This is a genomic window from Aquamicrobium aerolatum DSM 21857, from assembly GCF_900113935.1.
Classification (GTDB): domain Bacteria; phylum Pseudomonadota; class Alphaproteobacteria; order Rhizobiales; family Rhizobiaceae; genus Aerobium; species Aerobium aerolatum.
Genome location: NZ_FORF01000007.1, coordinates 159,542 through 181,563 on the forward strand (window position 1 = coordinate 159,542; position 22,022 = coordinate 181,563).

Here is a 22,022-nt window from a genome sequence, read left to right on the forward strand (position 1 = left end):
TTGCAACACACTGCCAAAATGGGTCATATGAGTGAAAAATAGAGAAATATTGGGTCAGATATGGATTCGATTGATTTCAGCATTTTGCGCGAGCTCCAGCGCGACGCTTCTCTGTCGCAGCGCGCCTTGGCGGAACGTGTCGGGCTGTCGCAAAATGCGTGCTGGCGTCGCCTGAAACTGCTGGAAGAATCCGGCGCCATTCGTAGCCGCACCGTGGTGCTCGATCGCGAGCGGCTGGGTCTGGGGCTGGTCGTCTTCGTCATGGTCAAGACCCGCCACCATTCCGCAGAATGGCTCGCCAGGTTCCGCCGCCACGTCTCGTCGATTCCTGAAGTCATCGACTTTTTCCGCATCGGGGGCGAGTATGATTACATGCTGAAAGTCGTCGCCCAGGACATGATCCGTTACGATGCCTTCTACCGCCGGCTGATTTCCGGCATCGAGCTGGATACGGTCACTTCGCATTTCGCGATGGAGGCCATCGAGGAGCAGCGCCCGATCCCCCTTGGCGCGTATATCGCCAGCTGACAGCGCTATCCAAAACGCAAGGCGCGCGATAGTCTTTCAGCGGGGAGCATGCACGGCACTGGGAGGAGCCTGACCGATGGCGACCGCACGCGAGTTTCTTGCACATGTCGCGCAGACTCTGGCGCAGATCGACGCCGAAGGCCTGACCAAGCACGAGCGCGAGATCACCTCGCCGCAGGGTGGACGGATCGAGCTGGGAACACGCCCGGCGATCAATCTGTGCGCCAACAATTATCTCGGCCTTGCCAATCATCCGCGTCTGCGCGAAGCCGCCATCGAGGCAATGGACACGCGTGGCTACGGCATGGCGTCGGTCCGCTTCATCTGCGGCACGCAGGATCTCCACCACGAATTGGAACGGCGGATTGCCGCATTTCTCGGCCACGAGGCGTCGATCCTGTTTGCCTCCTGTTTCGATGCCAACGGCGCCCTGTTCGAGCCGCTGCTTGGCCCCGAAGATGCGATCATTTCCGACGCGCTCAATCACGCTTCGATCATCGACGGCATCCGTCTGAGCAAGGCGAAACGCTACCGCTATGCCAATTCGGACATGGACGATCTTGAAACCCAGCTGCAGGAGGCGCGCAACGATGGCGCGCGCTTCATCCTGATCGCCACCGACGGCGTCTTTTCGATGGACGGCTACCTCGCCCGCCTGCCGGAAATCCGTAATCTCGCCGACCGGTATGGCGCGATGGTGATGGTCGACGACTGCCACGCCACCGGCTTCATGGGGCCGAAGGGGGCGGGTACTCCGGCCCATTTCGGCGTTCACATCGACCTTGTTACAGGCACGCTCGGCAAGGCGCTTGGCGGGGCGCTGGGCGGCTATATCGCCGGGCCGCAGGCGGTCATCGACCTGCTGCGCCAGCGGGCGCGGCCCTATCTCTTTTCCAACGCGCTGCCACCGGCGATTGTCGGTGCGGCGCTTGCCGTCCTTGATCTCGTCGAGGACGCCGACGATCTGCGCGCCACCCTGTTTCGCAACACCGCCTATTGGCGGCAGGGGCTTGAGGACGCCGGCTTCAAGCTTCTGCCCGGCGAGCATCCCATCGTGCCGGTGATGCTGGGCGATGCGGTTCTGGCGCAGGAGATGGCCCGCGCGCTCGATGCGCTTGGCGTCTATGTCGCCGGCTTCTTCTATCCGGTGGTGCCCAAGGGCACCGCGCGCATCCGAACGCAAATGAACGCGGCGCTGACCACCGCCGACCTCGACACTGCGCTTGACGCGTTCCGCACCGCTGGCCGCCAGCTGGGAGTGATCCGATGAAAGCTCTGGTCAAGGCCAAGGCCGAACCAGGCCTGTGGATGCAGGATGTTCCAGAGCCCGAAATCGGCCCCGACGACGTTCTGATCCGTGTGCGCAAGACCGGCATCTGCGGCACCGATGTTTATATCTGGAACTGGGATGAGTGGGCGCAGCGTACCGTGCCGGTGCCGCTGGTCACCGGCCATGAATTTGCCGGCGAGATCGTCGCCCTTGGGCGCGACGTCACCGATCTCAGGGTCGGTCAGCGCTGCTCCGGCGAAGGGCATCTGATCGGCACCACCAGCCGTCAGAGCCGCTCCGGGCGCTTTCACCTCGACCCTGAAACGCGCGGCATCGGCGTCAATGTGCAAGGTGCGTTTGCGCAATATCTGCGGCTGCCGGCGTTCAACGTCGTGCCGTTGCCCGACACCATCCCCGACGAGATCGGCGCGATCCTCGATCCGCTCGGCAACGCCGTCCACACCGCGCTCAGCTACGACCTCATCGGCGAGGATGTGCTGGTCACGGGGGCAGGGCCAATCGGCATCATGGCGGCGGCGGTGGCGCGTCATGTCGGCGCGCGCCATGTCGTCATCACCGACGTCAACGAAACGCGCCTCCAGCTTGCCACCCGCGTTGCCGATGTCGTCCCGGTCAACGTTGCGCAGGAAGACCTCAAATCCGTCATCCCCCGTCTGGGCATGAACCAGGGCTTTGATGTCGGCATGGAAATGTCGGGCAACCCCGCTGCTTTCGACCAGATGGTCGAGGCGATGGTGATGGGCGGGCGCATCGCCATGCTCGGCATTCCGCCGCGCCCCGCGCCGGTCGACTGGAGCCGCATCGTGTTCAAGGCGCTGACGATCAAGGGCGTCTATGGCCGCGAGATCTTCGAGACCTGGTACAAGATGATCGCGATGATCGAAAACGGCCTCGACCTGACGCCGATCATCACGCACCGCTTCGCCGCCGAAGATTTCGTGCAGGGCTTCGACACCATGCGCTCGGGCCTCAGCGGCAAGGTCGTGCTCGACTGGAGTTGAGCGGTGCGAAGAAGAGACGAAACTTGAACGGGGGAACAGCCATGCGTTTGAAAATTTCGATCCTCGCCTTGGCGGCGGGCTGGGCCATGACCACCCATGTCGCGTTCGCCAACGAACCCGATCCGATGGATCACTGGTTCGGTGGCGAGTACCAGAATTGCGATGGCTCCACCGTCGACATGATGGAGTGCATCGGCGAACTGCGCGACAAGTGGGACCATCGTCTCAACGATGCCTATATGCGTGTCCTTGCCGATCAGGAGGGCGCGCAGAAACAGGCCTTGCGCCACGCTCAGCGTCAGTGGATCGCCTATCGCGATGCCAACTGCGCTTTCTACGCTGGTGGGGAGGGCTCTATCGCCCGCCTCGAAACCGCGACCTGTTCTTACGTGCTCACCCGCGATCGTGCGCAGGAACTCGAAATGATGCTGCAGGAGTAAGCCGGCAGCCAGCGCGGATCGTGAGCGCTCTGCCCGCTACGGCGTGCTGCAATCGATGCTCAGGGTGGCGCCACTCCCGACGGGTGCGCCATCCTGGTTGACCAGCACCAGATCGTTGATCGTCAGCTTTTCGCCGGCGACCTCAATCTCGAATTCCTGCGAAACGACCCGACCCGCCTCTATCTTCCGCTCAGGGCTGGCGTAGGGACGATCGACACCAAGGCCAATGGTCAGTGCATTTGCCGTTGACGACAGCTCGAAGAAGAATTTTTCGCCGTCGGGCGCTGTTCCGGGGCCGCGGATTTCGATGTCGTAAATTCCGTCCTGCTCGTAGAATGCGCATGTGGACGGGGTGAACTCGTAGCGACCGGCGGCGGTCTCCAGAGCACCCGACCCGGCAGCGGGAAGGTTCTTTGCTTGCGGCGCTTCCGCCTCTGCACTGCATCCGGCAAGCATCAGGCTGGCGCACGAAACGACCAGAAGAGCAAAGCGCGTGTGCCGCCGCTGCGCTCTAGAATCTTGCATGAACATTTCGCTCTCCACGATCTATGGATATGACCAGCCGTCGTGCTCGACGCGGAAGATCCGCAATGGCGCGCCGGGTTTGGTGGTGTCGGCGCGCAGGTAGAAGACCGCGCGCTGGTCCTTGCCGAAATTGGTGAAGTCGACATTGATGGTGATCATGCCGCGCAGCATCGGCTGGTCGGGGTCGGGCATGGGGTCTTCGATGGCACCGTCGAAGTCCTGCGCGCCATACAGAGGGTGCGCACCGACATTGCCGGAAGCCAGCCAGGCGACGATGTCGTCGGTGAAGTAGTTTCTGGATACGGCAGGATCGAATGCGCTCGGCAGATTGCTGTTTTCCGACTGGAACTGGCGTTCGTAGAGCTCACGCACCAAGTCCTGCGCCTGAGCAACCGGATCGATGCCGGGGGCTGCTGCATAGGGTTCGGGCGCTGGCTGTGTCGGGCGGGACTTTGTCGCTGCGGCGATGGGCTCGCTGCCATCGGGGGTGATATAGCGTTGCGCCACCCAGCCCGCCTTGCTCATCGCCTTGTTGCGCATCAGGCACCAGCGGGGCGGCAGCGCGCTGATCTGCGCCTGCGTCATCGCCATGTAGTGGGCAGCGGTGTAGAATGGCACACAGGTGATCTGCTGCATGTTGCGTTCATTGTGGGCGAATGTCTCGATCACCGGATAGTTGGTGCCGGGCCCCATCCGGGCATTGAGAACATCGTTGCCGGGGACGCCCGTGACACGCCAGGCATCCGGGCCGTGGCCATCGATCTCGGCATGGGCGGCAGGCACAGCCATGCCGAGCGCCATGACAAGCAATGCGGCCTTGAATGTGTGTGTCATGGTCATTTCACCTCTACGATCGCACGGCCCAGAACCTTGCGGCCGCCGACGTCAAGAAACCGGATTTCATAGGTTCCGGCCTGTGCCGGCATCTGCAGCTCCAGCGACTTTTCCGCTCCGACCTTGTGCGCGGCAATCCAGCTGAAATCGGCCTGATCGGCGCGGGCAAGGGCGACGCGCTGGTCCGCGCTTCCGGCTTCCGCGCGCCACGACACGGTGATTGTCTCGCCGGCCCCGGCTTCTGCCGGTGCAGCCAGTCCAGCCCCGTCATCCAGCGGCGCGTCTTGCGCCACCACTTCCAGCTGGTGGCTGGCAAGAGTGCGGGCGCCTTCGCGCAACACATAGCGGATTTCGTAAAGCCCTGTTTCAGCTGGCGCCTTCATCTCGCCGGCACGTGCGTCCCGAACCCGGATATAGTCGGCATATTTTCCCTCGGCGGTCCCAGCGGGAACGATGGTGACATAGTCCTCCGGGTGGATCGAGATCGACCAGCTCACCTGAATCCTGGTTCCGGCCCTGGCGACATCGGGGCCGCTCACCGTCACTTCGGCCTCAACGACTTCCACAGGGGCGGACGCCATGGTGCGGCCCCCTTCGCGCAGCACATAGCGCACTTCGTAAAGGCCCGGCTCTGCGGGCGCGATCAATCGGTTTTCGGTGACATCGCGCACGCGCTGATAGTTGGTGTATTTTCCTTCCTCGGCTCCCACTGGAACGATGGTGACATAGTCTTCCGGATGGATCGACGCCGACCAGGTCACCTTGAAGCTTGCGCCAGTGGTCACCTCTTTCGGCGCGACGACCCCGATCTCGGCTTCAACGACCTCCACAGGCGTAGACGCCATGGTGCGGCCTCCTTCGCGCAGCACATATCGTACTTCGTAAAGGCCGGGCTCTGCGGGCGCGGTCAGTCTGTTTTCGGTGACATCGCGCACGCGCTGATAGTTGGTGTATTTTCCCTCCTCGGTTCCGGTGGGGACGATGGTGACATAGTCTTCCGGATGGATCGACGTCGACCATGTCACCTTGAAGCTTGCGCCTGTGGTCACCTGTTGCGGCGCAGTGATACCGACTTCGGCCTCGACGACCTCGACGGGAGTTGCTCCCAGCGTATGGCCATCTTTCCGTGTGACGTAACGTACCTCGTACAGACCGGGCTGGGCTGGTGCGATCAACCTGTTTTCGGTGACATCACGCACGCGCTGATAGTTGGTGTATTTTCCTTCCTCGGCTCCGACCGGAACGATGGTCACATAGTCTTCCGGATGGATCGAAGCCGACCAGGTTACCTTGAAGCTCGATCCCGTTGTCACCTGTGCCGGCGCCTGGATCGCTATTTGCGCCTGTGGCTCCGGCTCCGGCTCAGGCGCCACCTCGGCCTCTGGCGGCGTCATTGGCTGCAAATCCATCACCGACTGGACATGGGCCAGTGCGGCCTTCAACTCATCGGCATTCTGCGCCGGAACGAACACGCCGCCGGTGTTTTCGGCAATACAGGCAAGGCTTTCATGGGCCTGATCCTCAAGGTCGAAGCCGACGACATGGGTCGTGAACTTCACGCCCTGCCGGGCCAGTTGTTCGGCCAGCGCGCAAGGGTCGGCCTGACAGGTTTCCAGACCATCGGAAATGAGCACCACAGTGGCGGGGTTGTCGCGATAGGACAGGAGTTCCGCGGCGTGCTGAACGGAGGCGGAAATCGGCGTCTTTCCTTTCGGGCGGATACGGTTCACCGTGCTGATGAAGCTTGCCCGGTCGAGCGGCCCCGGCTCGATCAGGGTCTCGATGTCGCGGCAGTCGCCTTCCGAGCGATGCCCGTAGGCGACGAGGCCGAGATTGATGTTGTCGGACCAGCCGGTCACGAGATCGGCCATCACGTCGCGCGCGATCTCGATCTTGCTGGTGCCGTCGATCTGGCCCCACATCGAGCCGGAGGCGTCATAGACGATAACCACGTCTTCCGCCGCTGCGGCGACCGACAAGGGCGTGGTGATGGCGGTGACCGCGACCAGTGCTGTCTTCAGAGCTTTCATCATGGTGTTTCGTTCCGTAGATTGTTTCATGCTGGCCGCACATCGCCATTGCCGTGCACGCCGGACCCAGCCGACGCCCCCATGGCGCGCGCCTTCAGCTTGCGGAATTTGGCAGACATCTGTTCCAGCCGCGCATCCCATTCGGGATCGGGCTGCTGATTTTCGATGGTCTTGAAGAACACCTGCATCAGGCAGGCGATGGCGAATGGCTCCAGCAATGCCGCCTTGACGCTCCAGGCAAACAGCAGCGCAAACACGAAGCCACCGGCCGCCCATGCGCCGGGCATCAGGTAGACGACGAGCGCAGCCGGCGCGAGCATGACCAGAAACACCAGAAAGCTCATGAAATAGACGATGATCGCCAGCCAGGCGGCATTCTTGAGCATGACCTTGTAGTTCTGCCCGTAAAGCACCAGCGCTTCCCGTGCCGATCCCCAGGCGTTGGTCGAGCCGGTGCGGATTGCGTAGGCCAGGATGACTTCGTCGATAAAGCCGACGGCAACCCGCAGGAAGGCATGCAAAATGCCGGAAATCTGCCTTGCGCCCGGTATCGGCAGAATGGTCAGGATGCCGCGCACCAGCCCCGTGATCGCGCCGATCACGCCTTTGACGAGTTGGTCGATGGCAAACAGGACGCTGGCCTCGGCAAAGCGCTGCTTGACCACGGCGGTGGCATGGCTGATCTGTGATTTTCCGTCCGGCATCGGCTTGCCGTCGATCAGTTCGACCAGCACCGCGATATGGCCTGCCTTGACGATGTAGAGGATATATTCGCGTGCCCAGTACATCGCGATCCCGAACATGCCGAAGCCCATCGCGCCGCCCCACAGCGTCGCATTTGCCTGAAAGCCTTCGTCACCGAAGCCGCCGACGCCATAGCCAATGCCTGCGCCGGTTCCCGTCACCAGAACATAGCCGACCGCAATGCCGAAATAGACCGCCATCCGCAGCACGATGAACGGCATGGTCCGTGCCATCATTGCCAGCGCATTGCCGACGCTGAAATCCCACATGCTTCCCCCTGCCTTCCAAATCGCTGCATCAAGCCTAGCAGGGGCAAAGCAGGCATGCCCCGTCCATTTGGATAGGGACATGGTGGAAAGCGTGAGTATAATCAGCGTTCAGGGTTCTGCGGCAGGAAGACGATCGGAGAGGCAGCACGCTGTCTTTAACTGAAGATTGGGGGCTGGGCGTCGATTTGCGGAGTTTTACTTTTTCTAGTCTGGCACTCATCTCGCTTTACAGTGTGATGCTCGCCGATAGTTTTGGGCAGGCGCAGCCGCTGCCTCTGCCTTCGCCCGCTGCCCCCATTCTTTCGGTGCACGGCTCTGTTGCCCGCGCCAATGCCGACGGAGCGGCGCATTTCGACCTGGAGATGTTGCGCGCGCTGCCTGCTACCCGGCTTGAGACGACGACAGCCGTCACCGATGGAGTGCGTCGTTTCGATGGGGTCTTGATGCGGGATCTTCTGGCGCATGTCGGCGCGCAGGGAAAAACGCTGACGGCGAGAGCCCTGAACGATTATGCAATCGAAATCGCGATGGAGGAATTCGACCGCTTCGACATTCTCGTCGCCTATGAAATGGATGGCGAGCCGCTGTTGCCGAGCGACAAGGGGCCGCTCTGGATTGTCTATCCGCGCGACCGGCATGCCGAGCTGCAGGATATCCGCTTCGACTATCGCTGGGTGTGGCAATTGCGATGGATCGAGATCAGGTGAACAGGCGCGCGCGTTCATTGCTGGGCGTAGCGCTGCCGGTTTCGGCCATTATCATTTTTGTCGTGCTGCTGGCATTTTCGCTGATGCGCCTGTCCGATATCGAGCGAAACATGCGCCTTGAGGCCACGCAGAACATGCTGTGGGTGATTTCGCGGGCACATGTTTCAAGTCTTCAGTTGGGCGAGGCTGTCGCCGGAATCTTGGCCGGAGAGGTCGATCCTGCCGGGATGGAACTGCGTCTGAACGTCTTTCTCAGCCGGCTTGCCCTGCTGGACGACGGTCCGCAGCGTCGGCGGATGGAGCTGCTTGGCGCGTCGGCTTCTCTTGATGCATTGCGGGGAAGTCTGCCCGAACTCGCCTCCTTGCTGAAGGACGCCGGTCCGCAGACGATGCCGCGCATCCGGGCGCTTTTGTCTCCCTATAATGCGGCGCTCACTGAAGCGGCCAACAAGGCGATGGTGGCCGAATGGGACGACCTCGGCTCCACGCTCGACGCCACGCGCAAGCAACTTTGGCAGATCATCATCTCGATGATCGGCATATCGCTGGCTGGCACTGTCCTTTGCGTCCACTTTGTCCTGGCCATCCGCGATGCGAGGCAGCGCACCCGCCTGCTCAACCAGGAAAAGGCGTTCTCCGAACTTCTCATCGGGTCCAGTGGCGAGGGTATCATCGCTGTCGACATGGAGCGTCGCTGCACGGTCTGGAACGAAGCCGCTGAACGGCTGTTCAATGTCAGCGCCGGTCGGGCGACGGGTGTTGCGCTGGGCGATCTGTCAGGCTTCTTCGAGGTGGACAGGATCGAGAAGGCCATCGGCGAGGCGCTGCGGGGCGGGGCTGTCGCACTGCTCGACCAGCCGTTCTTTCCAGATCACCAGTCCGAGCCGCTCTATGTCGATCTGCGTTGCTTTTCACTGCGCGATGGTGGCCGCATCATGGGCACGATCCTGCTGATCTCGGACGTCACCGAACGCCGGGCAGTCCAGCGTGAAATCGCCGATCATCGCGATCATCTCGAACAGTTGGTGCAGGCCCGTACGCAGGAGCTTGACGCGGCGCTGACCAGAGAACGCGCGACGGCTGACCTTTACCGCAACTTCGGCACGATGATCTCGCACCAGTTCCGCACGCCGCTCGCGCTCGTCGATTCAGCGCTTCAGCGTCTCGTCCGGCGGCGCGACCGCCTCACGCCGGCGGAAATACTGGAGCGCGGCACGCAAGCTCGCAGTGCCATTGCGCGCCTCGTCAGGCTGGTGGAGAGCACGCTCGACGCGGCGCGGCTCGACGCCGGCCAGATCGAGGTTCGCAGCCAGGCTTGCGATCTCGGCCTTCTTGTTGCGGACATCTGTACACGGCAGGCTGAGGATATGGGCGGGCGACGGATCACGGTCACGCCGCCGGTCGATGGGCCGCCGATTGCCCATTGCGACCCAGTACATGCGGAGCACATTCTGACAAACCTTTTGTCCAATGCGCTGAAATATTCTCCGAAGGAGACATTGATCGGCATCAGTTTTACCGTCGATCAGTCGCGTATAGCCTGCATCGTGACGAATACCGGATCATTAGGAGGTGCGCTCGAGCGGGACGCGCTGTTTGACCGCTATTATCGCGGCAGCAACACTGAAGGCTGTCCCGGCATCGGGGTCGGGCTTTATATGGCGAAGGCGCTCGCGCGCCTGCAGGGCGGCGACGTGTGCTTGCAGGCTTCGGAGCCGGGAACGGTCCGCATGGCGATGGTGCTGCCACGCAGCGTCTGCGGGTCCGGTGCCGTTGCGGCTGCGAGCGTGGCACAGGAGCCGGCATGATTTCGGCGGCTTCCCCGAGCGAACGACCGTTCGTGATCCTCTGCATCGAGGACGAAGCGCAGTTGCGCCGCGACATCAGGGATGAGCTGATCGAGGCTGGCTATCAGGTCGTCGAAGCTGGCGATGGCAGCGAAGCGCTCGCGATACTGGAAAACCAGCGCCCCGATCTGGTTCTGTGCGACATCTCCATGCCGGGGCTGGATGGTTATGGCGTGCTTGAGGAGCTGCGCCGAAATGAACAGGAACATGCGGAAATTCCGTTCCTGTTCCTGTCGGCGCTGGGCGATCCAAGGCACATTGTCGATGGCAAACGGCTTGGCGCTGATGATTATCTGGTCAAGCCAATCGACTACGACCTCCTGCTGGCGACGATCGAAGCACGGTTGCGTCAGATCGGACGGATCAGGTCGGCGCGGCGGCCGCACTCGCCCCAGCCTGCTTGCGATGCAGGGACGCTGGCGCGTTCTTACGGCCTCACCCCGGCGGAAATACGGATAAGCCGGGCGCTCACCGAAGGCAGTAACCTGACGCAGATCGCAACCGATCTGGGTGTTTCGCGCTCGACCGTTGCCTTCCATATGCGCAACATCTTCCAGAAGACCGGAACCGGCCGGCAGGCTGAACTGGTTGCGCTGCTGCTTCGTCAGTAGCTTCGAGCGAAGCCTTATTGCATTCCGTCCAGCACCGTCTGCACCCTGACGCGATGTCGCGGGTAACGCTGTGGGCGTTCTTGCATCAATGTCGTATCGTCTCTCCGGTCGGCGTTTAGGATCTCGTAATGGGTGCCCGGATCGCCATGGCGCTGGCGAGCAAAAGGACATCACAATGACCGCTATTCCACTGCAGGCGCTGCTCGTCGGCGATATTCGTCCGCTGGGGCCGCGCGGCATACCGAGCGGGATCGCCAAGTCGCCTGTCGAACGATCTGTGATCCTTGGCGCGACCGGCCTTGTCGGCGACGCGCAGGGCGACACCCGGCATCACGGCGGCGCTGAAAAAGCGCTCCACCACTATGCGCTCGATCATTATCCCGCATGGCTTGCTGAAATCGGCCAGCGCGATGTGCTTGGCGCTCCCGGTGCCTTTGGCGAAAACATTGCGACGTCCGGGCTGGTGGAGAGCGACGTGGCCGTCGGCGATGTTTTCGCCATTGGCAGCGCCGTCATCGAGGTCAGCCAGGGTCGCCAGCCCTGCTGGAAACTCAATGAACGCTTCGCCCAACCGGATATGGCGCGACGCGTCCAGACCAGCGGTCGCACCGGGTGGTATTATCGCGTGCTGGAGGAGGGCGAAATCGCGCCCGATAGCAGGCTCCAACGCATTCACCGTGCCGCGCCGGACTGGACCATCAACCGGATATGGCGGGTGTTCTATGTCGACACGCTCAACCGCGCCGAACTCGAGGCGCTTGCGGAGCTGCCCCAGCTGGCCGAGGGCTGGCGACGCCATGCGCGGCGTCGACTGGAAACCGGGCGGGTTGAGGACTGGACATCGAGGTTGGCCGGCGACACGCGCGCCGGGAGCTAATCCTCGCTGTCCTGACGGCCGAGATATCCTTCCATCAGCGATGGATCGTTGGCGAGTTCAGCGGCGGGGCCGGATTTGCGGACTTCGCCCAACTCCACAAGATAGCCTTCATCCGCAATTTCCAGCGCGGCCCTGGCATTTTGTTCGACCAGCAGGATGGAGACGCCGGTCGTGCGCAGTTCCGCAACGATTTGGAGAATGTCTGCAACGATTTTCGGAGCAAGACCAAGGCTCGGCTCATCCAGCAGCAGCAGCCGTGGACGGCTCATCAAGGCGCGCGCGAGTGCGAGCATCTGGCGCTCACCCCCTGACAGCGTTCCCGCCAGCTGCTTGCGGCGTTCGGCAAGGCGAGGGAAGCGCTGATACACTTCCTCCTGCATTTGCTCGCGCTCGTGCTTGCTGCGCAGGAAGCCGCCAAGCTCGATATTGTCCTCAACCGTCATCGTCCCGAACAGCTCGCGCTTTTCTGGCACCAGGCACAGGCCGGCAGCAACGCGCGCTTCAACCGTGCGTGGAATCGGCTGGCCATTATACCTGATCTGACCCGTCGACGGGATCAGTCCCATGATCGCGTTGAGCAGCGTGGTTTTGCCCGCGCCGTTGGCTCCAATGACCGTCAGAATGCTTCCGGGCTTCATGGCAAGGGAGATGCCGTGCAGCACCTCCGCCTTGCCGTAGGAGACATGCAGGCCGTCAACTTCAAGCAGCATATCCGTCATGCGACGCCTCCCAGATAGGCCGCTATGACAGCGGGATTTTTCCGTACGTCGGCGGGGCTGCCCTCGGCAATCAGCGTGCCGAAATCGAGCACGACAAGATGATCGACCAGCCCCATCACAAAGCTCATGTCATGCTCGACAAGCAGGATGCTCATGCCTTCCGAGCGAAGCTTCCGGAGCAGTGTGGCAAGCTCTTTCTTTTCTCCAAGACGCAAACCGGCAGCAGGCTCGTCCAGCAACAGCACTGCCGGATCGAGGGCGAGCGCACGGGCAATTTCAAGGATGCGGATCTGTCCGAGCGCCAGATCTCCCGCCGGGCGATCTTTGAACTCGCCAAGGCCGACACGCTCAAGCTGGGTGGCAGCTTCCGCGAGAAGAGAGGCCTCTTCGCCCCGCTCAAGCCGAAGGATGCTTTTTGCGACGCCTGAATGTCCGCGCTGATGAGCGCCCAGCGCGACGTTCTCCAGAACGGTCATGTCCGGCAGAATTTTCGGGTGTTGAAACGTGCGCGCAATGCCCTGTCCTGCAATATCGCGCGGACTGCGCCCCGAAAGCTGCTTGCCCGCAAACGAAACGGTGCCCGAGGTGAGCGAATTCATCCCCGTAATCAGGTCAAAGGTGGTGCTTTTCCCGGCACCGTTTGGTCCGATCAGGCCGACGATCTGGCCCGCCGTGACCTCAAAGGACACGTCGTTCACGGCAACGAGGCCGCCGAAGGTCTTGCGTGCCTTTTCAACCTTGATCAGCGATGAGCCCTGCGGCGCGGTCGGCCGTTTTTCCAGAAGCGGGGCATCTGCGGAAATCTTGCGCGCGGAAGCGAGCGGAAACAGGCGGAGTATGAACGCCCACAGCCCGTCGCGCGCAAACTGAAGGATCAGGACCAGCAGAATGCCGAACACGATCATCTCGAAGTTCGCGGTCGAGCCGATCAGGTCAGGCAAATAGCGTTGCAACACTTCTTTCAGAACCAGCACGATGCTGGCACCGAAAATGGCTCCCCAGACATAGCCTGCGCCGCCGACCACCGCCATCAGCAGGTATTCGATGCCCATGTTGATGCCAAAAGGGGTCGGGTTGATGGCCCGCTGCATATGCGCGTAGAGCCAGCCGGCAAGCGCGGCGGTCACGCCGGCAAGGACGAAGACGGTCAGTTTTGCCCGCACGACATTGACGCCGAATGCTTCCGGTGCCTGTCCGCCGCCGCGCAACGCGCGAATGGCGCGCCCCACCCGAGAATCCAGCAGGTTTTGCGCGGCGATGGCGGTCAAAATGACGAATGTCCAGATCACATAATAGATCGAGCTGCCGCTCATGAAGCGATGGTCGCCGATCGACAGGGGTGGAATGCCGGCAATGCCGTCGTGGCGGCCCAGCATGTCGATCTGCCCGAGCAGATAGTAGATGGCGATGCCCCATGCGAGCGTGCCGAGCGGCAGGAAGTGGCCGGAAAGACGAACGGTGATCAGGCCAAGTGGCAGCGCGATCAGGGCGCCCATCGCCAGCGACAGCGGAAGCGTCAGCCACGGCGAAATTCCGTAGGCCGTGGTCAATACGGCGGTCGTGTAGGCTCCGAACCCGCAAAATGCAGCCTGCCCGAATGATGTGAGGCCACCGACACCGGTCAGGAGCACCAGGCCGATCGCCACGAGCGAGGCGATGCCGATATTGTTCAACAGGGTGATCCAGAACGGAGGCACCGGCAGCATTGGCAGGACGGCGAGCAGGATGAGTGCACCAGCCGCGAGGCTGAAACGCTTCGAATTGAAATTCATCTCATTCGTCCTCATGCACTGTGGTGCTGATCGATAGCCACACGAGCACCGGAATGATCAGTCCAAAAACGATGACTTCCTTGTAAGAGCTGGCATAAAACGAGGTGAAAGCCTCCACGATGCCGACTCCGATCGCCGCAAATGCCGTCACCGGAAAGCTTGCAAGGCCCCCAATGATGGCCGCCACAAATCCTTTCAGGCCGATGAGAAAGCCCGTGTCGTAATAGACCGTGGCGATGGGACCGATGAGGATGCCGGAAACAGCGCCAATCGTTGCCGCAAGGACAAAGGCGGTCACACCGGTCAATTGTGTGCGCACGCCGACCAGTCGTGCGCCGACACGGTTGACCGCGGTCGCCCGAAGCGCCTTGCCGAGCAGCGTTTTCTCGAAGAAGAAATACAGCCCGACGATGATGGCTATGGTTGCGCCGTAGATCCACAGACTCTGCGCCGACACGGGGAACGATCCCACCATGAACATGCCGCTGGAGAGCGCCTTGGCCCGCAGGCCTTCGGCACCGAAGAACACCAGTCCCAGCCCCATCAGGGCAAGGTGCACACCCACCGACACGATCAGCAAGACCAGAACTGAAGCATCGGCCAGCGGCTTGTAGGCGATGCGGTAAACATAAAGGCCCATGGGGGCGATGATCAGGATGGTCAGCAACGCCTTGACCATTGCGCCCGGCTGGGTTGAGGCGAGAGTGACCGCCAGCAGGTAGATTGCCGCCGGCAAGGCAAGGTTCAACAACGCATTGCGCGCCAGACCGGAGACGGAGAACTCGCGGCGCATATCCCAGAGATTGAGCAGAAAGACGAGGCAGCCGAAGCAGAGCAGCAATGACGCCGTTGGCGGAAATCGGCCGGCATCGAGAAACGACAGGGTCATCGCGCCATAGGCGACAAACTCACCCTGTGGAATGAAGATGACGCGCGTGACCGAAAACACCAGCACCAGAGCCAGTCCGAGCAGCGCGTAGATGGCGCCGTTCGTCAGACCATCCTGAACCAGAAATGTTGCAATCGTTAAGTCCAAGATGTCCCCCTCAGCTCAGGCCCAGGCATGGGGCCGCCAGACATTCATCCGGCGGCCCCAGACTTTTTTAGTCGATCAGCTTGAACTTGCCGTCTTCGACGGTCAGCAGCACAACGGCACGCTCATCGAGGCCGAGGTGATCGTCTGCCGAATATTCGAAGACGCCCTGGCTTGCAGGGAATGGTCCGCCGGTCTCGATGGCATCGCGCAGCGCAACGCGGAATTCCTGAGTTCCCGGCTTTGCCTTTTCCAGTGCAAGCGGAATTGCCTTCTTCAGGATCGCCATGGCGTCATGAATATGCGCACCGAACTGCGTTCTGGTGCCTTCGCCGAACTTGGCTTCATAGGCGGTGACATATTCCAGACCTTCGGCCTTGGTGTCGGCGCCATCTGCCAGATGTTCCGGTACCATGACAGGGCCGGATGCAAACACGGTGTTGTTTGCAGCGTCGCCGGCAATGCGGATGAAATCGAATGTTGCGGCGCCATGCGTCTGGTAGATCGGGCCGGTAAAGCCGCGTTCACGCAAGGTGGCCTGCGGCAATGCCGCGCCGGTGCCGGATGCGCCAACGAAGATCGCATCGGGGCGGGAAGCGATCAGCTTCAGCGCCTGACCGGATACGGACGTGTCGGGTCGGGCGTAGCGCTCTTCCGCGACCATTTCGAGGCCGTATTTTGCGCCGATTGCCTTGAACTGGTTGACCCAAAGATCACCGTAGGAGTCGGAGAAGCCGATATAGCCAAAGGTCTTCACGCCATCGGCCTGCATCTTGGCAAACAGTGTGTCGGCGATCAGGCCAGCGTCCTGTGGCAGGACGAAAGTCCACTTGCCCTGATAGACATTTGGTGGAACCGGAGAGGCAGTGAAATGCGGGATTTCAGTTTCTGCCGCAACACCGGCAACCGCAATCGAGGCAGGCGTAAGAGCCGACCCGATCATGATATCCACCTTGTCGTCATTGGCAAAACGACGCGCATTGGTGGTCGCGATTGACGGATCGCCCGCATCATCAAGCAAGATGACGTTGAGCTTCTCGCCGCCAACTTCGGTCGGCCACAGCTCGACCGAGTTCTTGAGCGGAATACCGAGCGCCGCGCCGTTACCGGTCGACGAGACCGTCACCCCGATGGTGATGTCGGCATAGGCCTGGCCAACCAGGCCCGAAACGGACATCGCTGCTGCAGTCACAAGGCTAAGATACAAACGCTTCTTCATTTAACTTTTCCTCCCTTTGATACTGTCTGGTCCCAAGAATTTGGAATTCGGATGGTAGAAGTCTGACTTTGAAATCCGTTTATCCGGCAGATTATTCTTACTGTGTCCGCGCTGGATGCAATCGCTATGATCAGGCAGCCAGTTCGCTGCTGGCAAGAATGATTTCCTCCCCGTCACCATAAAGCTCATCCACAAGGCTGCCGCGATGGTTCAGAACCGCGCGCTGATTGAGCGATCCCTTGTCAGTGACCTCGCCTTTGTCGAACCGCGGCGGCTCCTTCATCACGATCAGGCGCATGATCCGCGAGGCCGATCCGCTGGACTTTTTCTGATGAAGCGCCAGCTTGTTTGCCAGCGCCGCGCGGACCGCCGGATGCGCAATGACCTCCTCGTCAGTCAGTCCTTGCTCCTCGTTGGAGATGAGCGAACGAAGCGCCGGCATATATGGCACAACGAGCGCGCCGAGCTGCGCCCGATTTTCACCCGCAATCACCGCATCGCGGATCAGGCCGCCGAACTGATCGACAAGCTGCGCGCGCAGCGGGCCAACTGCCACCCAGGTTCCGGTCTGAAGCTTGAAATTCTCCGCCGTCCGTCCGGCGAAATAGAAGCCCTTGCTCGGATCGCCCGCGACCGCAAATGTCACCGCATCGCCAAGCTTGTAGAACCCTTCTTCATCAAAGGCTTTTGCGGTCAGGTCCGGGCTGCGCCAGTAGCCGGGCGTTATGTTCGGGCCTTTGAGCCTGATCTCGTATTTGTCGTCATAGGGCACCAGTTTGACGGTCAGCCCGACTGACGGGATGCCGACATTGCCGGGCCGGTCCTGTGGATCGGTGCAATAAAGCGAGAAAGGCGATGTTTCCGTCGAGCCGAGGCCGGTTCCAAGCGGGATGCAGTATCCGCGCGACTGGATCGACAGCGCCTCCAGCGCCTCCCAGGTGTGCTGCGCGAGGCCAGCCCCCGCATACATCATCATCTTGAGATTGCGGAAGAAATTGTCGCGCAGTTCGGCGTCCGTGCCCATTGCGTCGACCAGCATTTCGTAGCCGGACGGCACGTTGAAATACCAGGTCGGGGAAATCTCGCGCAGATTTCTGATCGTTTCGCCGATCAGGGCAGGCGTGGGCTTGCCGTAGTCTATGTAGTAGGTGCCGCCATTATAGATGACGAGGTTGAACACCTTGTTGCCGCTGGCAATATGGTTCCACGGTGCCCAATCGACGAGAACGGGCGGCTCCTCGCGCATGAACGCGTAACAATCAGTCACCATTTCCATATTCGAACACAGCATGCGCTGGGTCTGGATGACCGCCTTTGGCGATCCGGTTGTCCCGGACGTGAAGAGAAACTTGGCAACCGTATCCGGGCCGACGGCGTCGAACGCTTCGTCGACGCGATCGGTTGGTTCCGTTTGCAACAGCTCGTCAAACCGCAGGACGTCGCCGGGCCTCTTCAACGCGGCATTGCGCAGGGCGATGACGGGCATGTGCGGACCAAAGGCAGCGTCCACCGCCGTTTGGTAGACGTTCCCGTCGTCGACAAACACAACGCCCGGTGTGATCTGCTTGTTGATATCGCTGAGTTTCTGATAGTCCGTCGATACGGTCGCGTAGGCCGGCGCAATCGCTGCCGAGGGAATGCCGACATGCTGCGCGGCAAGCGCGATCAGCGCGTGTTCAATCGAGTTTTCACCCAGGATCACCAGCGGCCTTTCGGTGGACAGGCCGAGGTCAAGCAGCGCTTGTGCAAGGTGGCGAACCTTATCCAGTGCCTCAGCGTAAGAGACCTTGCGCCATCCGCCGGTGTCGTCGCGTTGCGCCATCCATGGGCGATTAGGATCGGTCTGCGCCCAATAAACAAGCCGCTCGTTGATCTTGCCGGGGTAGGGCCTGATCTCGTCTTCACGCCAGATTAAAATGGAGCCGTCGGGCCGTGTCTCCGAATCGAGCACAGGCGACCACAGCTTGATATCGTGGCTAACGCTTTCGACCACATCTCCTCCCGAGTAACAGCCGTGCGGGACTGTAGATGCAAATCCACGCATCCCATTTTTTGTTTACAAGGAAACATTATCCCTGTAAATCACCAAAATATATCCAGTCGAAATAACGCGATATCAGTCAGTGAGGTTGTCGACGTGACAGCAATTGCGAACACAAGCTACGTCACCTATGAGCTGCGAGGCGATGTGGCCCATATCGGTCTTAACCGGCCTGAAAAGCGCAATGCGATCAGTGATGCGTTTGTGGAAGCAATAGCTGCAACGGTTGCGCGCGCCGAATCCGAGGCGAAGGCGGCCGTCATCTTTGGGCATGGCAACCATTTCTGCGCCGGTCTCGATCTGGCCGAGCACATGAAAAAGACTCCGATTGAAGGGGTGCGCGGCTCCCGTCGCTGGCATGAGATTTTCGCCAAGATCGAGCACGGCACCATCCCGTATATTTCTGCCCTTCATGGTGCGGTGATTGGCGGAGGCCTCGAACTGGCTGCGTCCACGCATATTCGCGTGGCGGATCGCACGACGTTTTTTGCCTTGCCCGAGGGGCAGCGCGGTATTTTCGTGGGCGGTGGCGGATCGGTGCGTGTTGCCCGCCTGACGGGCACCGCGCGCATGATGGACATGATGCTGACGGGCCGCGTTCTTTCGGTGGAGGAAGGCGAGCGCAGCAACCTTGCTCAATATGTCGTTGAAAAAGGCGAAGCCCGCGACAAGGCGCATGAGCTTGCCAAGGCGGCGGCCAGCAACGCCGAAATCTCCAACTATGCCATCATCAATGCGTTGCCGCGGATTCAGGACATGGCCAAGGAAGACGGCCTGTTCGTCGAGTCCTTCATGGCTTCCTTCACCGCGACCAGCCCCGAAGCAGAAGAGCGCCTTCGTGCCTTCCTCGAAAAGCGCGCCGAACGTCTCAAGATACCCGGTCAGAACTAGAGCAATTCCAGCAAAAGTGCGAAGCGGTTTTGCGTCCGGAATTGCGCGAGAACAAGAAGTCCAATTCCAGCAAAAGTGCGGAGCGGTTTTGCGATTGGGATTGCCTAAAACACAGAATTTGAGCAAGTCCGGGATTTAACGAAACGCGGAAATGCTCAAGGGAGCGTGCGATGGATGCCCGGTCTGATAGTTCAGTAAGTCTTGGCCGACTTGGCCACGATCTGGGTTACCTTCTCCGTCAGGCGCAAATCAGGGTTTACGAGCGCTATTTTCACCAATGCGCCGAGTTCAGGGTCAAACCTGGCGAATTTTCGGTGCTATGGGCAATCGGCAACAATCCCGGCATCCGCCAGAGCCTGCTTTGCCAGTATCTTGTGATCAAGCGCTCGCATATGACAAAGCTGGTGCGGGCGCTGGAAGATCAGGGCTATGTCGAAAGGCGCATTCCCGATGACGACCGCCGCGGCGTCGAGCTTTCCCTCACCTCTGAGGGGCAGCAGGCGGTCGACGCCATGTCCCAATGGTTCTTCGCCTTCGAGGATTCACTCGGCAGCGGGATGAGCCCTGCCGAGCGCGACCATTTCACCGCCTTGCTCCACAAATTTATAGAAACGACCACTGCCGATTGAATGCACCGAAGCATCGCCTCACCGGGTGCATCAAAGGGGGGACGAAATCATCGTGCAGGCGAGCCATGGTCGGGCTGATAAACCTGCGAACGTGTATCTGGTTCAAATAGCGAGATGATCCGCACGGTCCTCGCCGGTGACATCCCACATTAGGATATAAAGCGCCGTTATCATTCGAGGCGATGACGGCTGTAGAGAGTGAAAGCCTCTCCACGAAATCCGGGCAACTCCAGGTTCTGACCCGCTCCGTTCATCATGTAAGGAAATCGAGCCTTAGAAAATCTCGCCGCCATTGATGACAGGGCTTTCCGTCGTCAGAACGACAACTTCCTTCGCCTCGTTGTGCGCGCCCATGATCAGAATTTCGGATTTGAAGCCTGCAATGTTGCGCGGAGCGAAATTGATTACGCACGCAACCGTCTTCCCTATTAGTTCATCGGGCTGGTAGCGAGTGATCTGGGCGCTGGACCACTTGATCCCGATATCGCCGCCGAAATCGACGGCAACCTTGTAGGAGGGATTACGAGCTCTCGGGAAAGGCAGCACTTCCGATACCTTTCCGATGCGGATGTCCAGTTGTTGGAAAGCTTCATACGACGCTTCAGGTTTGATCGGCATCGCGTTCTCCTCTTCATACCTGTTTTGGATTGAGCCGGACGGTTCCCGCTACCAGGCAGATAGCCAGAATGCCCAGCATCGCCGCGAAGAACCCATTGTTGTAGCCGTGATTGATCAAGACACCGGCCATGACCGGCGCGATCAACTGGCCGACATTGATGCCAGTCGTGACTAAGCCATAGGTCTGTCCCTGAAAGCCGGCGCGTGCCGTGCGCGCTACCAGCATGTCACGCGCAGGCAGGACGAAGCCCATCGCAAAACCTAGAACCAGGAAGCCCGCCATATAGCCGATCTGCCCGCCGAGCCCCGACCAAACTTGCATCCATGCCAGCAGGGCAAGGCCCGTGCCGATGCCAAAGCCAAGCCGCTCCGACTGGATGAGTTTCAGGGTGACGCCGCCTGCGACGATGCCCAGCGTTCCGCACAGCAGATAGGCTGATAGGGCTGCCGTCACCAGTTCCAGCCCGTAGCCGAACGTCTGCATCGCGGCGACCACAGAAAAACCTTGCACGCCACCACTAATGACCGAATAAAGAACGAAGATCGTGAACTGCAGCCACAATTGCGGCGTCAACAACGCACTGAGTGGGCTTTTTGACTTTGTGGCCTTCAGGTCGGCGCGGACATGCACATCCTGCAAGAGCCACAGCGAGACAAGCCCAATACAGCCTAGAGCAGCTACCGCATAAAACGCCATACGCCAGCCGCAGGCGAAACCCAGTGGCGTTACCATGGCCGGGGCCAGCGCAAAGCCGATATTACCGGTAAAGGAATGGACAGAAAATGCCAGCGGACGTTTCTCGTTCGGCACCTGCGTGTTCAACAAGTGAAAATCGCCGGGATGATAGACGGAATTAGCCAGGCCACAGAGCAGATACCCCGTCGTGAAGACCCATATATTCGGCGCAAAGGCGCAGATGGCGATGCTGACGACCGACAGGGCAACGCCGATCTTGAGGCAAAACAGGCCGCCGAATCGGTCCACCAGAATGCCGATCGGATATTGCGTCAGGGCCGTTACTAGATTGAACCCGGCGATTATTAGGCTCAGGACTCGTTGATCAGAGCCAGAAGATAACGGTAGCCGCGAGAGCGATTGCGGAGAGGAAGGCCATTGGGCACCTGTCATAGCGCGTCGCGACACGCCGCCAGTCTTTGAGACGCCCGAACATTATCTCGATCCGGTTGCGCCGCTTGTAGCGGCGTTTGTCGTATTTGATGGCCTTGTTGCGGGATTTGCGACCCGGAATGCAGGGAGTGATCCCCTTGGCCTGTAAAGCGTCACGATACCAGTCGGCATCATAGCCACGGTCGGCCAGCAGCCATTTGGCCCTGGGAAGTTCATCAAGCAAGGCGGCAGCACCGGTGTAATCGCTGACCTGACCGGCTGTTATGA

The 22,022-nt window shown here is 60.6% G+C and carries 22 protein-coding genes; 10 read left to right on the forward strand and 12 right to left on the reverse strand.

Going from position 1 to position 22,022, the window contains the following annotated elements:
* The first annotated feature begins 60 nt into the window (after positions 1-60).
* From BMZ42_RS07755 to BMZ42_RS07770, 4 genes are all read left to right on the forward strand, one after another.
* Positions 61-528, forward strand: coding sequence for an Lrp/AsnC family transcriptional regulator (locus tag BMZ42_RS07755; RefSeq protein WP_091520635.1), 468 nt, complete (start codon positions 61-63; stop codon positions 526-528).
* Positions 529-604: 76 nt separating this feature from the next.
* Complete coding sequence (locus BMZ42_RS07760) at positions 605-1,798, forward strand: glycine C-acetyltransferase (RefSeq protein WP_091520638.1); 1,194 nt, start codon at positions 605-607, stop codon at positions 1,796-1,798.
* The gene (gene tdh / locus BMZ42_RS07765; RefSeq protein WP_091520640.1) at positions 1,795-2,820 is read left to right on the forward strand and encodes an L-threonine 3-dehydrogenase; all 1,026 of its coding nucleotides are present in this window, start codon (positions 1,795-1,797) and stop codon (positions 2,818-2,820) included. The genes BMZ42_RS07760 and tdh overlap by 4 nt, the downstream gene beginning before the upstream one ends.
* 41 nt (positions 2,821-2,861) lie before the next feature.
* Positions 2,862-3,260, forward strand: coding sequence for a lysozyme inhibitor LprI family protein (locus tag BMZ42_RS07770; RefSeq protein WP_091520642.1), 399 nt, complete (start codon positions 2,862-2,864; stop codon positions 3,258-3,260).
* Positions 3,261-3,296: 36 nt separating this feature from the next.
* Here the strand turns inward: BMZ42_RS07770 and BMZ42_RS07775 are convergent, their stop codons facing one another.
* The 4 genes from BMZ42_RS07775 to BMZ42_RS07790 are packed head-to-tail and all read right to left on the reverse strand — an operon-like array spanning position 3,297 to position 7,662.
* Positions 3,297-3,791, reverse strand: a complete 495-nt coding sequence (locus BMZ42_RS07775) for a hypothetical protein (protein ID WP_091520645.1) — start codon at positions 3,789-3,791, stop codon at positions 3,297-3,299.
* Between the two features lie 15 nt (positions 3,792-3,806).
* Complete coding sequence (locus BMZ42_RS07780) at positions 3,807-4,619, reverse strand: SH3 domain-containing protein (RefSeq protein WP_091520647.1); 813 nt, start codon at positions 4,617-4,619, stop codon at positions 3,807-3,809.
* A 2-nt stretch (positions 4,620-4,621) separates the two neighbouring features.
* The gene (locus BMZ42_RS07785; protein ID WP_175556663.1) at positions 4,622-6,652 is read right to left on the reverse strand and encodes a vWA domain-containing protein; all 2,031 of its coding nucleotides are present in this window, start codon (positions 6,650-6,652) and stop codon (positions 4,622-4,624) included.
* Between the two features lie 23 nt (positions 6,653-6,675).
* Complete coding sequence (locus BMZ42_RS07790) at positions 6,676-7,662, reverse strand: hypothetical protein (RefSeq protein ID WP_091520653.1); 987 nt, start codon at positions 7,660-7,662, stop codon at positions 6,676-6,678.
* 185 nt (positions 7,663-7,847) lie between these two features.
* Between BMZ42_RS07790 and BMZ42_RS07795 the strand changes: the two genes are divergently transcribed.
* The 4 genes from BMZ42_RS07795 to BMZ42_RS07810 all read left to right on the forward strand — a co-directional run bounded on the left by BMZ42_RS07795 (position 7,848) and on the right by BMZ42_RS07810 (position 11,704).
* Entirely contained in the window at positions 7,848-8,369 is a 522-nt protein-coding gene (locus BMZ42_RS07795; RefSeq protein ID WP_210185208.1) for a putative pterin-binding protein, read from the forward strand.
* Positions 8,366-10,177: a sensor histidine kinase gene (locus tag BMZ42_RS07800; RefSeq protein ID WP_210185209.1), complete on the forward strand. Its 1,812-nt coding sequence runs from the start codon at positions 8,366-8,368 to the stop codon at positions 10,175-10,177. The genes BMZ42_RS07795 and BMZ42_RS07800 overlap by 4 nt, the downstream gene beginning before the upstream one ends.
* Entirely contained in the window at positions 10,174-10,827 is a 654-nt protein-coding gene (locus tag BMZ42_RS07805; RefSeq protein WP_091520659.1) for a response regulator, read from the forward strand. Before BMZ42_RS07800 ends, BMZ42_RS07805 begins: the two co-directional genes overlap by 4 nt.
* Positions 10,828-11,002: 175 nt before the next feature.
* Positions 11,003-11,704, forward strand: coding sequence for an MOSC domain-containing protein (locus BMZ42_RS07810; protein ID WP_091520662.1), 702 nt, complete (start codon positions 11,003-11,005; stop codon positions 11,702-11,704).
* Here BMZ42_RS07810 and BMZ42_RS07815 read toward each other — a convergent pair.
* The 5 genes from BMZ42_RS07815 to BMZ42_RS07835 all read right to left on the reverse strand — a co-directional run bounded on the left by BMZ42_RS07815 (position 11,701) and on the right by BMZ42_RS07835 (position 18,440).
* Positions 11,701-12,423, reverse strand: coding sequence for an ABC transporter ATP-binding protein (locus BMZ42_RS07815; RefSeq protein WP_091520664.1), 723 nt, complete (start codon positions 12,421-12,423; stop codon positions 11,701-11,703). The genes BMZ42_RS07810 and BMZ42_RS07815 overlap by 4 nt on opposite strands.
* The gene (locus tag BMZ42_RS07820) at positions 12,420-14,195 is read right to left on the reverse strand and encodes a branched-chain amino acid ABC transporter ATP-binding protein/permease (RefSeq protein ID WP_091520666.1); all 1,776 of its coding nucleotides are present in this window, start codon (positions 14,193-14,195) and stop codon (positions 12,420-12,422) included. Before BMZ42_RS07820 ends, BMZ42_RS07815 begins: the two co-directional genes overlap by 4 nt.
* A gap of 1 nt (position 14,196) precedes the next feature.
* Positions 14,197-15,231 (reverse strand): branched-chain amino acid ABC transporter permease, encoded by a 1,035-nt coding sequence (locus BMZ42_RS07825; RefSeq protein WP_091520668.1) that lies wholly within the window; start codon positions 15,229-15,231, stop codon positions 14,197-14,199.
* A gap of 67 nt (positions 15,232-15,298) precedes the next feature.
* The gene (locus BMZ42_RS07830) at positions 15,299-16,447 is read right to left on the reverse strand and encodes an ABC transporter substrate-binding protein (protein WP_091520670.1); all 1,149 of its coding nucleotides are present in this window, start codon (positions 16,445-16,447) and stop codon (positions 15,299-15,301) included.
* A gap of 130 nt (positions 16,448-16,577) precedes the next feature.
* Complete coding sequence (locus BMZ42_RS07835) at positions 16,578-18,440, reverse strand: feruloyl-CoA synthase (protein WP_244523197.1); 1,863 nt, start codon at positions 18,438-18,440, stop codon at positions 16,578-16,580.
* 144 nt (positions 18,441-18,584) lie between these two features.
* Between BMZ42_RS07835 and BMZ42_RS07840 the strand changes: the two genes are divergently transcribed.
* A complete protein-coding gene (locus BMZ42_RS07840) occupies positions 18,585-19,379 on the forward strand; it encodes a crotonase/enoyl-CoA hydratase family protein (protein WP_091520675.1) in 795 nt (264 codons plus the stop codon).
* A gap of 170 nt (positions 19,380-19,549) precedes the next feature.
* Positions 19,550-20,008, forward strand: coding sequence for a MarR family winged helix-turn-helix transcriptional regulator (locus BMZ42_RS07845; RefSeq protein WP_091520677.1), 459 nt, complete (start codon positions 19,550-19,552; stop codon positions 20,006-20,008).
* Positions 20,009-20,281: 273 nt separating this feature from the next.
* Here the strand turns inward: BMZ42_RS07845 and BMZ42_RS07850 are convergent, their stop codons facing one another.
* The 3 genes from BMZ42_RS07850 to BMZ42_RS07860 all read right to left on the reverse strand — a co-directional run.
* On the reverse strand, positions 20,282-20,626 hold the full coding sequence (locus tag BMZ42_RS07850; RefSeq protein WP_091520680.1) for a tRNA-binding protein: 345 nt from the start codon (positions 20,624-20,626) through the stop codon (positions 20,282-20,284).
* 13 nt (positions 20,627-20,639) lie between these two features.
* Positions 20,640-21,755 carry an MFS transporter gene (locus BMZ42_RS07855; protein ID WP_091520682.1) on the reverse strand — a complete coding sequence of 372 codons (1,116 nt, stop codon included), beginning with the start codon at positions 21,753-21,755 and terminating at the stop codon, positions 20,640-20,642.
* Positions 21,688-22,022, reverse strand: a 335-nt coding sequence (locus BMZ42_RS07860; protein ID WP_139207887.1) for an IS5 family transposase, incomplete at its 5' end; no start/stop codon positions are given. The genes BMZ42_RS07860 and BMZ42_RS07855, both read right to left, overlap by 68 nt.

Coding starts and splice junctions, on each gene's coding strand:
- BMZ42_RS07755 (WP_091520635.1), top strand. CDS start 61: ATGGATTCGATTGATTTCAGCATTTTGCGCGAGCTCCAGCGCGACGCT.
- BMZ42_RS07760 (WP_091520638.1), top strand. CDS start 605: ATGGCGACCGCACGCGAGTTTCTTGCACATGTCGCGCAGACTCTGGCG.
- tdh (WP_091520640.1), top strand. CDS start 1,795: ATGAAAGCTCTGGTCAAGGCCAAGGCCGAACCAGGCCTGTGGATGCAG.
- BMZ42_RS07770 (WP_091520642.1), top strand. CDS start 2,862: ATGCGTTTGAAAATTTCGATCCTCGCCTTGGCGGCGGGCTGGGCCATG.
- BMZ42_RS07775 (WP_091520645.1), bottom strand. CDS start 3,791: ATGTTCATGCAAGATTCTAGAGCGCAGCGGCGGCACACGCGCTTTGCT.
- BMZ42_RS07780 (WP_091520647.1), bottom strand. CDS start 4,619: ATGACACACACATTCAAGGCCGCATTGCTTGTCATGGCGCTCGGCATG.
- BMZ42_RS07785 (WP_175556663.1), bottom strand. CDS start 6,652: ATGATGAAAGCTCTGAAGACAGCACTGGTCGCGGTCACCGCCATCACC.
- BMZ42_RS07790 (WP_091520653.1), bottom strand. CDS start 7,662: ATGTGGGATTTCAGCGTCGGCAATGCGCTGGCAATGATGGCACGGACC.
- BMZ42_RS07805 (WP_091520659.1), top strand. CDS start 10,174: ATGATTTCGGCGGCTTCCCCGAGCGAACGACCGTTCGTGATCCTCTGC.
- BMZ42_RS07810 (WP_091520662.1), top strand. CDS start 11,003: ATGACCGCTATTCCACTGCAGGCGCTGCTCGTCGGCGATATTCGTCCG.
- BMZ42_RS07815 (WP_091520664.1), bottom strand. CDS start 12,423: ATGACGGATATGCTGCTTGAAGTTGACGGCCTGCATGTCTCCTACGGC.
- BMZ42_RS07820 (WP_091520666.1), bottom strand. CDS start 14,195: ATGAATTTCAATTCGAAGCGTTTCAGCCTCGCGGCTGGTGCACTCATC.
- BMZ42_RS07830 (WP_091520670.1), bottom strand. CDS start 16,447: ATGAAGAAGCGTTTGTATCTTAGCCTTGTGACTGCAGCAGCGATGTCC.
- BMZ42_RS07845 (WP_091520677.1), top strand. CDS start 19,550: ATGGATGCCCGGTCTGATAGTTCAGTAAGTCTTGGCCGACTTGGCCAC.
- BMZ42_RS07850 (WP_091520680.1), bottom strand. CDS start 20,626: ATGCCGATCAAACCTGAAGCGTCGTATGAAGCTTTCCAACAACTGGAC.
- BMZ42_RS07855 (WP_091520682.1), bottom strand. CDS start 21,755: ATGACAGGTGCCCAATGGCCTTCCTCTCCGCAATCGCTCTCGCGGCTA.